Source organism: Microbacterium sp. JC 701, from assembly GCF_021026215.1.
Taxonomy (GTDB): Bacteria; Actinomycetota; Actinomycetes; order Actinomycetales; family Microbacteriaceae; genus Microbacterium; species Microbacterium algihabitans.
In genome coordinates this window covers 629860-643154 of the sequence record NZ_JAJNCV010000001.1, presented here as the reverse complement: position 1 = coordinate 643154, position 13295 = coordinate 629860, and the positions used below count along the sequence as shown (strand labels likewise).

The following is a 13295-nucleotide window of genomic DNA, read 5'->3' as shown; positions in this document are numbered from 1 at the left end:
GGCGCACGCGCGCACGGCGATTCGGGATGCCGCGAAGCTGCGGCCAAGTGGGCGAAGGCGCCGAGTGGCGCATCCGTTCGCCGTGAAGGTCAAAGGCCCGAAAGAAGGGGCCGGTGCGTTCGACGACGCAGGGAGCGAAGGCTCCCGATGAGACCAGTCTAGCGGGGCGTCACGCCTCCGCGCGCCAGCACCCCGCGACGTGGTCGTCGACCATGCCCGCGGACTGCATGAGCGCGTACATCGTGGTGGGCCCGACGAAGCGGAAACCCCGGCGCCGCAGCTCTGTGCTCAAGGCGGTCGACTCGGCGGTGACGGCGGGCACCTCGGCGAACGTGCGGGGAGGGGTGTGCGCCACCGGCGCGAACGACCACATCAGGGCGTCGAGCTCCCCGTCGGCCATGCGTTCGACGAGGCCGGCGTTGCCGATCACGGCCTCGATCTTGGCGCGATTGCGGATGATCCCGGCATCCTGCATCAATCTCTCGACGTCGTCGGGGCCGAAGGCGGCGACCACCGCCGGATCGAAGTCGTGGAACACCTCGCGGAAGCGCGGACGCTTGCGCAGGATCGTGATCCAGGCGAGCCCGGCCTGGAAGCCCTCGAGGCTCATCTTCTCGAAGAGGCGACGGTCGCCGTGCAGCGCCGTGCCCCACTCCTCGTCGTGGTAGCGCTGATACTCGGCGTCGGCGCCCGCCCAGGCGCAGCGCCGGATGCCGTCGGCTCCGGTCACGAGATCGGTCATGGGACCCAGGCTAGAGGGGACCTCCGACACCGCGGCATCCGGAACCTCGTCCTGCCTCGCGGACGGGGCCGACACGAGAGCAGGCCGACCCGTCGCGGATCGGCCTGCTCTCGTGCGGATGCGTTATTTGCCGGGCTTCTTCTCCGGAACGGGAGCCGTGCCCGACGCCTTCAGCTCGGCGTAGTACGCGGCCGCCTCGTTCTGGCGGTCGTCCTCGACACCCGAGGCGATCGACGCCCGGATGTGCTCGGGGCCGTAGCCGAACGCATCGACCAGGTCTTGCGCGTGCGGGCGCAGACGACGGCACAGGCGGTCGATGTAGCTCGACACCGCGGCCCCGCGCTGCGCGGAGAGGCGGCCGTTGATGAGGTACCACGCGAGGTGCTTCTCGATGAGCTGCAGGCCGAAGAGGTCGCGCAGCCAGGTGAGCACCGTGAGCGTGTCGCGGTCGGTGATGCGGTTGATGGCGTCGGTGAACGCCTCCCACTGCAGCAGTTCGCCGTGCGCGCGCGCCGCTTCGATCAGCTGCGCCTGGTTCTCGTTGAACAGCGCCGCCGCGTCTTCGCGCGAGAGCTTAGATGCCGGGCGCAGGCGCCCCGCGATGTCGGCGATCATCTGCTGCACACGGTCGGCGAGCAGCTCGTGCTGCTGCTCGGCGCGCAGGCCCCGCTCGACCGCACGGGCGGTGGAGCCGAAGTCGGACACGGCCTGGCCGAGCTGACGCATGCCCGCGCCGTGGAACAGCTTGCCGGCGGTCTGACCGACCGCGAAGGCGGCCAGCTGCTTGGCGTCCTTGCCCTTGAACTGGCGGGCGTAGTCGGCGAGGAGTCGCTTGCCGACGAGCTGCAGCAGGATGTTGTTGTCGCCCTCGAACGTCACGTAGATGTCGAGGTCGGCGCGCAGGCCCACGAGGCGGTTCTCGAAGAGGAAGCCCTGCCCGCCGCACGCCTCGCGCGACTCCTGCAGGGTGTCGAGCGCGTGCCAGGTCGACAGCGGCTTGAGCGCCGCGGCGAGGGTCTCGAGGTCTTCGCGGTCGGCGTCGGTGTCGAGGCGACCGCTGAAGACGCCGTCGAACTTCTGCAGGAACTCGTCGTGGGCGAAGATCTGCGCGTACGTGGTGGCCAAACGCGGGAGCAGGCGACGCTGGTGCTTGCCGTAGTCGAGAAGGGTCACCTCGGGGGTGCCGCTGCCGGAGTCGAACTGACGACGCTGGTTGCCGTAGGTGATGGCGATCGTGAGGCCGATGGCCGAGGCCCAGGCCGCGGCACCGTCGAGCGACACGCGACCCTGCACGAGCGTGCCGAGCATCGTGAAGAAGCGACGACCGGGGCTGGCGATGTCGCTCGAGTAGGTGCCGTCGGCGGCGACGTCGCCGTAGCGGTTCAGCAGGTTGGTGCGCGGGACGCGCACCTGGTCGAAGTGGAGACGGCCGTTGTCGATGCCGTTCAGACCGCCCTTGAGGCCGTCGTCCTCACCGCCGATGCCGGGGAGGAAGTTCCCCTCGTCGTCGCGCAGCGGCACGTAGAAGCAGTGCACGCCGTGGTTGACGCCGTCGGTGATGAGCTGGGCGAAGACCGTCGCCGCCTTGCCGTGCAGGGCCGCGTTGCCGAGGTAGTCCTTCCACGCACCGCGGAACGGCGTGTGGATGACGAACTCCTCGGTCGCGGGGTGGTAGGTCGCGGTCGTGCCGATGGCCGACACGTCGGAGCCGTGCCCGGTCTCGGTCATCGCGAAGGCGCCGGGGATGTCGAGGCTCATGATGCCCGGAAGCCACTTGTCGTGGTGCTCGCGCGTGCCCAGCTGCAACACCGCCGAGCCGAACAGGCCCCACTGCACGCCCGACTTGATCTGCAGGCTCGGGTCGGCGGCCACGAGCTCTTCGAAGCCGGCGATGTTGGCGCCGTTGTTCTCTTCGCCCCCGAAACGCTTCGGGAAGGCGCGGTGCACGGCCTTGTTCTGCACCAGCAGGTGCAGCTGGCTGAGGGTGCGCTCGCGGTGCGCGTCCATGCCGAGGCTGTCGTCGCGCCAGAGGGCGGGATCCTTGATCAGCTCGCGCGCCTGGCGGCGGGTGTCGCCCCAGGTGCCGAGCAGCAGGTCGGTGACCCGCTTGGTATCGATACGCGCCTCGGAGGCCTCGGCGGCGGAGTGCGGCGCGGTGGGCGCACCCCCGACGGGCGTACGCGTGCTCGTGGCGGGCGTGGTGGGACGGACGGCGGCGTCGGTCATTCTCGGCACCTTTCGACGTTGCAAAGGACGACTCTCACGGTAGGTGTCCCACAACGACAACCCAAACCTCCTGTGCGATACGCACAACACCCGCGGGCCCCGCTGCGAGAGGTCGTTGTGGGTGGTCAACATTCCCGTGAGAGGACTGAGCGGTCGCGCGCGACCGAGCGAGGTCCCTGAGCCTGTCGAAGGGACCGGGACCCGTGCGGAGCTCAGTTCGCGGTGGCTTCGACGAGCTCAGCCACCCCCGCCGAGCGAGGTCCCTGAGCCCGTCGAAGGGACCGGAACCCGTGCGGAGCTCAGTTCGCGGCGACCACCGTCAGGATGCCGTCGCCGTACGCCTCGCGCTTCTTCGCACCGATGCCGGTGATGCCGTCGAGATCGGCGATCGCAGTCGGACGCGCAGCGGCGATCGCCCGCAGGGTCGCGTCACCGAAGACGATGTAGGCCGGCACGCCCTGCTCGCGCGCCTTCTCGGCGCGCCAGGCGCGGAGCGCCTCGAACAGGTCGCGGTCGCCGGGGGCCACGTCATCGGCACTCGACTTCCGTTGCCGGCTACCGCCGCCGCCCCCACCGCCGGTGCGGCCGAGCGCATCGCGTCGCAGCGGCACCGGCGTCTCGCCGCGCAGCACGCCGGCCGAGGCCTCGCTCAGCGCGAGAGTGCCGTAGTCGCCCTGCGCGACGACGATGCCGCGGGCGAGCAGCTGACGGATGACGCTGCGCCAGTCCTGGTCGCTCAGATCGGCCCCGAGGCCGTACGTGCTGAGGCGGTCGTGCCCCTGCTGCGAGATGCGCTCGGTCTTGGCTCCGCGCAGGATGTCGATCAGGTGTCCCGCGCCGAAGGCCTGGCCGCGCTCTCGCTGCAGCCGCACGATCGTCGACAGAAGCTTCTGTGCGGCGACGAGGCCGTCCCAGGTGTCGGGCGGGGTGAGGCACGTGTCGCAGTTGCCGCACGGCTCGGAGCGCTGCCCGAAGTAGTCGAGAAGGTTCTGCCGACGGCAGCCGACCGTCTCGCAGAGGGCGAGCATCGCGTCGAGATGCTGACCGAGTCGCATCTTGTAGGAGCGGTCGCCGGGTGACTGGTCGATCATGCGGCGCTGCTGCACGACGTCGCCGAGGCCGTAGGCCATCCAGACCACCGAGGGGTCACCGTCGCGACCGGCGCGACCGGTCTCTTGGTAGTAGCCCTCGACCGACTTGGGCAGGTCGATGTGGGCGACGAAGCGCACGTCGGGCTTGTCGATGCCCATACCAAAGGCGATCGTGGCGACCATGACGACCCCGTCTTCACGGAGGAAGCGCGATTGGTGCGTCGCCCGCACCGACGAGTCGAGACCCGCGTGGTACGGCAGGGCGTTGAGCCCCTGCGACGACAGGTAGGCGGCGGTCTGCTCGACGGTCTTGCGACTGAGGGCGTAGACGATGCCGGCCGAGCCCTCGGGCTGCGATCGGATGAACTGCACGAGCTGGCGTCGCGGGTCGACCTTGGCGTCGATGCGGTACTGGATGTTGGGTCGGTCGAAGCTCGCCACGAACCCCCGGGCGTCGCGCAGGCGCAGACGCTCGACGATCTCTTGCGCCGTCTCGGGCGTCGCCGTGGCCGTGAGAGCCATGCGCGGCACCCCGGGGAAGCGCTCGGCAAGATCGCCCAAGGCGAGGTAGTCGGGGCGGAAGTCGTGGCCCCACTGCGACACGCAGTGCGCCTCGTCGATCGCGATGACGCTCAGTCGGCCGCGCGAGAGCAGGCCGAGGGTCTGCGCCCCGTTGAGGCGCTCGGGGGCGACGTAGAGCAGATCGAGCTCGCCCGCGAGATAGGCCTGCTCAACGGCCTGACGCTCGGCCGGAGCCTGGGTGGAGTTGAGGTAGCCCGCGCGCACGCCGTTGGCGATCAGCGCCTCGACCTGGTCGTGCATGAGCGCGATGAGCGGGCTGACGACCAGGCCCGTGCCCGGGCGCACGAGCGCGGGCACCTGGTAGGTGACGCTCTTGCCGCCACCGGTCGGCATGAGAACGACGGCGTCGCCCCCGTCGACCACGTGCTGCACGATGTCTGCCTGGTCGCCGCGGAAGGCGTCGTACCCGTAGACCTCGTGCAGCACCTCGCGCGGGTCGCGCCCGGTGAAGTCGCGCACCGCGGGCAGTTCGCGCGCGGTGCCCGTCGCGGCCGCCGCGCGGGCGAATGCCGACGTGGGATCGACGGGCGGGGGCGGGGCGTCGAAGTCGTCGGGCGGCCCGAACAGATCGGGGTCCCAGTCGGCGCCGGCGTACGGGTCGTCGGGGACGTCGAACGGCTCGGGCGGCGCGTCGGCGTAGGGCTCGGAGGCGGCGCCGGGATAAGTCACCCGACAACGGTAACCCGGGCCACCGACACCGACACCGCCCCGGCATCCGTCGGGGGATGACCGGGGACGACAGGGCGACTGTGGAGAAGGCGTGGCCCCCGGACGGGCGGGACGGAGACCGCCGCGGCATCCGTCGTGGAAGCCGCGGCGGCTCAGGAGAGAACGTCGCTCAGTGCGCGGGCGGTGAGAACGCCAGCTGCGCGGCCACGAGTCCGTGCTCGCGGCTGACGATCTGCGCACGGCCGGGAGCAGCGCGCTCGGGCTTGACACGCCCGATGAGCGCTCCCTCTTCGGGGTTGCCGCCCAGCAGGATGCCGGTGACGCCCAGGTCGGTGAAGCGCTGGATGATCGGGTCGTACGCCGCACGGCTGGCGCCGCCCGAACGTCGCGTCAGGATGACGTGCAGGCCCAGGTCGCCGGCCTGCGCCAACAGGGGCTGGAGCACCGCGAGCGGGTTGCCCTGGCTGGTGGCGACCAGGTCGTAGTCGTCGACGAGGATGAAGCCCTCGGCCCCCTTCCACCAGCTGCGCTCGCGAAGCTGCGCGGGCGTCACGTCGGGTCCGGGGATGCGCGTGGAGAAGTACTGCGCGAGGTCGTTCATGCCTCCGGTGGCCAGGTCGTGCGAGGTCAGGTAGGCCCCGAGGTAGTCGTCGGGGATCTCGCCCAGCAGCGCGCGGCGGTAGTCGACGACGAAGATCTTCGCCTCGGCCGGCGTGTACAGGCGCTGGATCTCGGCGGCCGTCGCCCGCAGGAACGACGACTTGCCCATTCCCGAGTCGCCGTAGACGAACAGGTGCGGTTCGACGCGGGGGTCGATGCCGAACGGGGAGAGCTGCGCCTCTTCGATGCCCAGCAGCAGCCGAGCGTCACCGGGTTCGGTGAGCGCGCGCACCTCGTCGAGCGAGATGTCCTCCGGCAGCAGACGGAGCTTCGGACCGGGTTCGCCGTGCCAGGCGGCGGAGACCTTGGCGATCATGTCGGACACGCCGTCGGCGATCGACGCGGCATCGTCCGAGCCGTCGATGCGCGGCACCGACGTGAGCATCTGCAGCTTGGTCGGGCTGAGTCCGCGCCCCGGCTGACCGACCGGGACGTTCGCGGCCTGCTTGCGGTCGACGTCGGAGTCGGTCGGATCGCCGAGGCGGAGTTCGACGCGCGTCTGAATGAGGTCCTTGAGGTTCGCGCGGATCTCGAGCCACCGGTTGGCCGTGACGACCACGTGCACGCCGAAGCTCAGTCCTCGCGCGGCGATGGTCTGCACGCGCGCCTCGAGCGGCTCGAACTCCGAGCGCAGCGTCGACCAGCCGTCGACGACGAGGAAGACGTCGCCGAAGCCGTCGTCGAGCCGGCCTTCGCGCCGACGCGAACGGTAGGTGTCCATCGAGTCGACGGCGTTGCGGCGGAAGTACTGCTCGCGCGCGTCGAGCACGGCCTCGACCTCGGCGACGGCGCGTCGCACGGCCTCGGGTTCGGTGCGCGTCGCGACGCCCGCGACGTGCGGGTGCTGCTGCATCGCGGTGAAGCCTCCACCGCCGAAGTCGAGCACGAAGAACTGGAACTCCTGCGGGGTGCCCGTCAGGGCGAGGGCCGAGACGAGCGTACGGGCGAGCGTCGACTTGCCGCTGAGGGGCGAGCCCACGATGGCGACGTGACCGGCCGCCCCGCCGAGCGAAACGGTGAGGTTGTCGCGGCGCTGTTCGAGCGGGATGTCGACGACGCCGATCGGCACCGTGAGCGCTCCGGCGTCGCGCCAGCGCTTCGAGACGAGCCCGAGGGCCGGGTCTTCGGCGAGGTCGGGCATGAGGGCGTCGAGCGGCGACGGCTCGGCCAGCGGCGGGAGCCACACCTGGTGGGCCTCGGGTCCGCGGTCCTTCATGCGGTCGACGGCGATCTGGAACGTCGAGCGCTTCTCGGCCACCGGTGCCGCGATGGCCGCGGGCGCGGCATCCGGAGTCTCATCGGCCTGGTCGTCGTCGGGCTGCGCGAGCGCGGTGAAGACCTCCACCCGCGCCGGACCCGAAGACGCCCCGCCGAACTCGTCGACCGCGACGCCGGCAACGCCCTTGGGACGCCCCGACACGTACGCCGCACGGAACTGCACGAGGTTCTCGGTGTCGCTCTTGAGGAAGCCGACGCCCGGCTCCTGCGGAAGCGTATAGGCATCGGGGGTGCCGATGATCGTGCGGGACTCGGATGCCGAGAAGGTGCGCAGACCGATGCGGTACGACAAGTACGTGTCGAGGCCGCGGAGCTTGCCCTCTTCGAGTCGCTGCGACGCGAGGAGCAGGTGCACGTGGAGCGAGCGGCCGACGCGGCCGATGTTGAGGAAGCTGTCGACGAATTCGGGCTTCGCGGTCAGCAGCTCGGAGAACTCGTCGACGACGATGAGCAGGGCCGGAAGCGGGGCGAGATCGGTGCGGCCGCCGCGGCGGGCGGCCTCGTACTCTCCGACGTTGGCGAAGTTGCCCGAGGCGCGCAGCAGCTCCTGGCGGCGCACGACCTCACCCTGAAGAGCGTCCTGGAAGCGGTCGACGAGCGCGAGCTCGCTGCCGAGGTTGGTGATGACCGCCGACACGTGGGGCATCTCGGCCATGCCGGCGAACGTCGCGCCGCCCTTGAAGTCGACGAGCACGAAGTTGAGCTGCTCGGGCGAGTGCGTCATCGCCAGCGCGAGCACGAGGGTGCGCAGCACCTCGGACTTGCCCGAACCGGTCGCACCGACCATCACGCCGTGCGGGCCCATGCCCTGCGACGCCGACTCCTTCAGGTCGAGCACGAGCGGGGTGCCCGAGGGTTCCTGACCGATCGGCACGCGCAGCCGATCGCGCTCGAGGCGGGGCGCCCACGCGCGGTCGAAGTCGACCGAACGCACATCGGGAAGGCCGAGCAGTTCGGTCAGCTCGAGCTGCCCCTGCGTCGTCGGCGCATCGACGACGACCATCGGAGCGGGGCGCAGCGGCATGAGCCGCCGGGCGGTGGCCTCTGCTTCGGCCACGGTCATGGCATCCGGAACGAAGGTCTGCGCGCGGCCCGCACCGTCGATGAACTCCGCGGTCGCGGTCGGCGCCTTCTCGTCACCGCGGCGCACCCGCACCGGAGCGGGGGCATCGGCCAGGGCGACGCGCGCGCTGAGCGGATCGTCGAGCTCATCCCACCGGACGGGCAGGTCGACGATCGTGACGCCCTGCGCGCCTTCGAGCCCCGCGAGCTGCTCGTGGCCCGTGATCTCGACGCCGTCGACGATGAGCAGGACGTGCGGGGTCACTCCGGCGCCGGGGGCGAACCGCGGGCGCGAGGCGAGCTGCGCGGGGAGCATGTCGACGAGTTCATCGACGGATGCCGCGATCATGCGCGCCGGCCCGAGGCGGTCCTGCACCCGCGACGACATCGCGTGCGGCAGCCACTTCACCCAATCCCACGCGGCGGTCTGCCCGGGACCGGCCAGCACCGCGACGACGACGTCTTCGGGATCGTGCAGGGTTGCCGCCGACGCCACGAGCGAGCGGGCGAGGCTGCGCACGGCCTCTTCGTCGGAGCCGACCAGCTCGACCCGCGCGTAATCGGCGAGCGGGAAGCCCAGCGGCAGATCGCGCTGGATCTCGTGCGTGAGCATGAAGCGGTGCGCGGCGGAGGCCGCCACCGGGTCGAGCTGGGCAAGCGGCGGAAGCTCCGGCGCCTCGAGGGTCAGGCTCAGGGGCTGGTCCGTGAGGCCGATGCGCGCGAGCAGAAATGTCTCGTCGCCCGGCTGGCGCTCCCACACCCGCGAGCGCTCCTCGGCGATGAAGGGCAGGGCCGCGGGGGCGGGCATGATCCACCCGCCGTGACGACGTTGCTTGCGCGCGGCGACGCGCACCGTCTCGCGAAGGTCCGCGAGGTAGGCGAGGTACTCGCGGCGGTTGCCGAGCACCTCGGCGTTGCGCTGCGCGCGCTGGCGCCAGCCGTTGACCGCGACGAAGCCGAGCGACGACAGCAGGAACATGCCGCCGATGAGGAAGCCGGTGGGGCCGCTGTTCGAGATCGTCACCATGACGATCGCGCCGACGCTGCCGAGCATCGGCAGGAGGGAGGTCAGGATGCCGCTGCCGCCCTCGTTCGGCACGAGCTCGGGCGGCGGCTGCAGGACGATGCGTCCGTTGGGCTGCGACGGCGGGGCGATGCGCGGACCCGTGCTCACACCGGACCTCCGATCAGGCGACTCAGGGTGAAGACTCGTTCGCTCAGACGAACGCGCGCGCCGTCTTCGAGCAGCGTGCGGGCTCCGGGACGCAGGGCGTGCACCGTGCCGTCGTCGGAGATGATCTCGGAGCCGTTGGTCGACCCGGCATCGATGACCCAGGCGTTCTCGCCGTCGTGCTCGAGCCGCAGGTGGGTCTTCGAGATCAGGCGGTCGGGATCGTCGACGACGATGAGCAGGTCGCCGGGCTCGTTCGAAACGGGCGCACGACCGAAGTTGACGGCGGCGGGAAGGTCGAGCTGCTCGCGCTGGCCGGTGTCGAACACGATGAGAAGCTGCGCGTGCTCGGTGCGCGGGGCGGATGCCGCGGGCTCGGGGGTCACCGCGACGGGACCGGGGGCGATGACCGGGGCCCGCTCGCCGGCGGCGGCCGGAGCGTCGATCGCGACGAGGGGCGTCTCCCACGCGGGGGCCTCGGGGAGGTCGACGACGGCCGCGTCGACCCGCAGCGGTTCGCGCGAGGTGGAGGGGCGAGCGTGCACCGTGGGCTCGGACAGCCCACGGGCCTCGTCGGCATCCGTCGTCTTGTCTTTGGGCACCGCCAGCAACACGGTTCCGGCCGCGCGATCGGCCCACGACCGTCGCCGACCGCTCTTGTCGAACGCGGCGGATGCCACGACGACCCAGGCACCCGCCACCAGCACGAGACCGCCGAGGACGACGAGCGAGCCGCGGACGAACGCCCGCCCCGCGCCCGGGACGACAGGCTCGTCGACGCGCGCGGCGCGCAGGCCGAACAGCAGGGCGCCCGGCGTCAGGCCGCGTCGCGCCTGCAGGATCCACAGGCCCAGGAGCGCTTCGGCGGCCACGGCGATGCCGAGGACCGGGGAGCCGAGGAGGAATGCCACGCCCGAGGAGATGACCACGAGGGCCGCATCGACGCTGAAGGCACCCAGTCGCACCCCCACCGTCGCGGGCGCGCCGAACGGCGGCGTCTGCGTCATGTCGCCATCATCGCACGCGCGATCTCCACCGCTCCGGCGGCCAACATGCCCGCCGGAAGAGAGAACGCCGTCGCCAGCGCCTCGAAGACGTCGCCCGTGCGCGACCACCCCAGCGAGCGCAGTCCGCGCCCCACCGGCACCACCAGCAGCGCAGCGCCGAGGCCCCCCACCAGCAGGAGTCCCGCCACGACCACGAGGAGCCCCGACGAAATTGTCGGCACGAGGGCCGCGAGCACCGCCGCGACGAGGACGGCCGCCCCCACGCGGGCCACCCAGCGCAGGAACGGCACCGTGCTCTTGCGCGAACCGAGCAGAAGAGCGAGGACGACGGTGGATGCCAAGGCGATGCGCCCGGCCATCATGACGGGGTTGTCGACGGCGAAGGTCGGCAGAGCCGTGAACGCGCTGGCGGCGCCCGCCGTCACGAGCATGACGACGCCGATCGTCAACCGCGCGGTCGAGCGTTCGACCAGGGCGTCGGCGTCGTCGGCCTCGATCGTGCGCACCTCGTCAGGCAGGTTCTGACGCACCGTCCAGCGGGTGCTCTGGAAGCGGCCGTAGTCGATGAAGGTGCCGGGTTCGACGTCGACCAGGCTGGCCTGGAGCACCCGCTGCGCGACCGGAACGAGTCCGAGGGTGATCGCCGCCGGCGCCGACGGGTCGAGGTGCAGCAGGAGAGAGAGCCCCCACACGGCGGCGAGGATGGCCGCGATGATCGTGGCGGTGCGCCCCTGCGCGCGCAGGGTGTCAGTCGCGCCGAGCACTCCCACGACGCCTGTGACGACGGCGCCCGCGAGGAGGCCTGTGAAGACGGCGACCAGCTCGGTCGAGGCGGGCTGGTCGGGCACGACCGCGACGCCTCCGCCGAAGGCGAGGGCGAGGAGACCCACGACCGGAGCGAGCGTCGCGGTGCGAGCGGACGCGCGGAGGGCGAAGACGGTCGCCGCGGCGAGCGCCGCCAGCAGAGCCGCGGCGGCGACGACCGCGCGCACGTCGGGCGGGAGGGCGTCGGCACCGCTGAGGCGGACAAGAGCCAGGATGCCACCGGCGGCCGCCATGACCCACCAGGCCGCCGTAGTGCGCGACGACGCGACCGGTCGCGAGGATCGCCCCGTCGCCTGCGCGACGGTGGCGCGCGGATCGACCAGGACGAGCACGACTCCGTCGTCGAGGGTGGCCATCGAAGTCGAGCGGTCGATCTCGCGCCCCGAGACGCCGACGACGCGCACCGACCCATCGGAAGCGGACCCGGCGGCCCGCAGCACGTCGTCGATGCGAGCGTGGAGCGGGACGACGAGGTCGAAACGCGCAGCGCCGTCGATGAGCGCGACACGTCGCCCCTGCATCACTTCCGCGCTCAACGGTCCCCCTCGTTCTCGCGCCACCGGCCCCAGGGCCGCCGCAACCGCACCAGCGTATCCACCCCGCGGGCATGCTCCGGTCTTTCCTCCCACCACCGGGAATAAAGATGAGAGTTTTGTCATCTTCGAAAAAGCGCAAGTGGCTTGTATCCCGGCACCGCTTTACATATGGTCGTGACCCGGTGGGGGGCTCCGGTTCTTCATCGATCCCGCGCGCGGGGCCGAATCCCGCGTGTGCAGACATGATCCGCAACGCCCGGGTTCGCCCGGAGGAACATCGAGGAGACACACGTGGCAGATCTCATCGCGGCCCAGGAGGGTGCGCTACGACGCGGAGCCGAAGCCGTCAACACCGCCAAGGGCGGCATCGACGAGCAGGTCCGCAAGGTCCGTTCCGAGCTCGACCAGGTTGCCGGTTTCTGGACCGGCGCAGCGGCCGGTTCGTACACGCAGCTCATGGCGCGCTGGAACGAAGAGACGACGAAGCTCAACAACGTGCTCGTCACGCTCGAAGACGCCCTGCGCGGCACCGAGCGCGACCAGGCGGCTTCGGAAGAGTCGCACCAGCAGACCATCGGCAACCTGGGCTCGCTGCTCGGCTGACCCCGCTCGACACGAAAGAAGGAACTCTCATGCAGTCCATGTCCGTTCGTCCCGAGCAGGTCATCGCCCTCTCCGGTCAGATCCGCAACGGTGCCTCCGGCATCCGCACCCGTCTCGACGAGCTCGAGTCGCAGGTCAACGCCCTCCGCTCCTCGTGGGACGGTGACGCGCAGACCGCGTACGACCAGGCGCAGGCCCAGTGGACGCAGTCCATCACCCGCCTGAACGAGCTGCTCCAGCAGATCGCCGGCAAGACCGACGAGATCGCCCAGGGCTACACCTCGACCGACAAGTCGGCCGCAGGCCGCTTCGCCTGATCCCCTTCGGAGCCGGCGGTCGCTGCGGCGGCCGCCGGCTCCCGGGCTCACGCCCGTGCGCAGCATATTGCTGCCCTCCATACATTCCGATCACAGAGAAACGAGTGATCCCCATGGCCGAGTCGATCTTCCTCAATCTCGAGCTGGCGCTGCAGCGCGTGCTGCAACTGACCCAGGTGCCCGAGGAGCTCCCCTCCCCGGGAGCCATCGAGATCGTCGACGGCAACGGCACCGAGCCCGCCGCGGCGCGCTTGACCGATCAAATCCGTCAGCAGGCGATCGAACTGAGCCATCAGGTCGAGAACCTGCGCTCCACGGTCGCTCACAACGCCGAGGCCCTTTCTCAAGCGGCCCAGTCCCTGCAAGAGACGGACACCTCTGGGTCGCTCATGTCGCAGAACGCCCTGTCGATCGTCGAATCGGCGGCGGAGCCCGCTGCGGTAAGCGACCCCTCGTCCGGCGGGGGAGCAGCCGGTGTGCGGTCCGCCCTCCCGGGTGCGCCCCGGTGACCCGTCGGCAGGTTCTC

Annotated in this window: 9 protein-coding genes; 3 read left to right on the top strand and 6 right to left on the bottom strand. The window is 71.0% G+C overall.

Features of this window, described 5'->3' with window-relative positions; translation table 11 throughout:
- Positions 1-169 precede the first annotated feature (169 nt).
- From LPW41_RS03090 to LPW41_RS03065, 6 genes are all read right to left on the bottom strand, one after another.
- A complete protein-coding gene (locus tag LPW41_RS03090) occupies positions 170-742 on the bottom strand; it encodes a DNA-3-methyladenine glycosylase I (protein ID WP_230704090.1) in 573 nt (190 codons plus the stop codon).
- Positions 743-865: 123 nt separating this feature from the next.
- Entirely contained in the window at positions 866-2968 is a 2103-nt protein-coding gene (locus tag LPW41_RS03085; RefSeq protein ID WP_230704089.1) for an acyl-CoA dehydrogenase, read from the bottom strand.
- 299 nt (positions 2969-3267) lie between these two features.
- Positions 3268-5310 (bottom strand): DNA helicase RecQ, encoded by a 2043-nt coding sequence (gene recQ / locus LPW41_RS03080; protein WP_230704088.1) that lies wholly within the window; start codon positions 5308-5310, stop codon positions 3268-3270.
- A gap of 169 nt (positions 5311-5479) precedes the next feature.
- The gene (gene eccCa / locus LPW41_RS03075; RefSeq protein ID WP_230704087.1) at positions 5480-9484 is read right to left on the bottom strand and encodes a type VII secretion protein EccCa; all 4005 of its coding nucleotides are present in this window, start codon (positions 9482-9484) and stop codon (positions 5480-5482) included.
- Positions 9481-10488, bottom strand: coding sequence for an RDD family protein (locus LPW41_RS03070; RefSeq protein WP_230704086.1), 1008 nt, complete (start codon positions 10486-10488; stop codon positions 9481-9483). Before LPW41_RS03070 ends, eccCa begins: the two co-directional genes overlap by 4 nt.
- On the bottom strand, positions 10485-11849 hold the full coding sequence (locus LPW41_RS03065) for a hypothetical protein (protein ID WP_230704085.1): 1365 nt from the start codon (positions 11847-11849) through the stop codon (positions 10485-10487). Before LPW41_RS03065 ends, LPW41_RS03070 begins: the two co-directional genes overlap by 4 nt.
- 291 nt (positions 11850-12140) lie before the next feature.
- Between LPW41_RS03065 and LPW41_RS03060 the strand changes: the two genes are divergently transcribed.
- The 3 genes from LPW41_RS03060 (at position 12141) to LPW41_RS03050 (ending at position 13278) form a co-directional block, all read left to right on the top strand.
- Entirely contained in the window at positions 12141-12452 is a 312-nt protein-coding gene (locus LPW41_RS03060; protein WP_144830137.1) for a WXG100 family type VII secretion target, read from the top strand.
- Between the two features lie 29 nt (positions 12453-12481).
- Positions 12482-12769 (top strand): WXG100 family type VII secretion target, encoded by a 288-nt coding sequence (locus LPW41_RS03055; protein ID WP_230704084.1) that lies wholly within the window; start codon positions 12482-12484, stop codon positions 12767-12769.
- Between the two features lie 113 nt (positions 12770-12882).
- Complete coding sequence (locus tag LPW41_RS03050) at positions 12883-13278, top strand: hypothetical protein (protein WP_230704083.1); 396 nt, start codon at positions 12883-12885, stop codon at positions 13276-13278.
- Positions 13279-13295 lie beyond the last annotated feature (17 nt).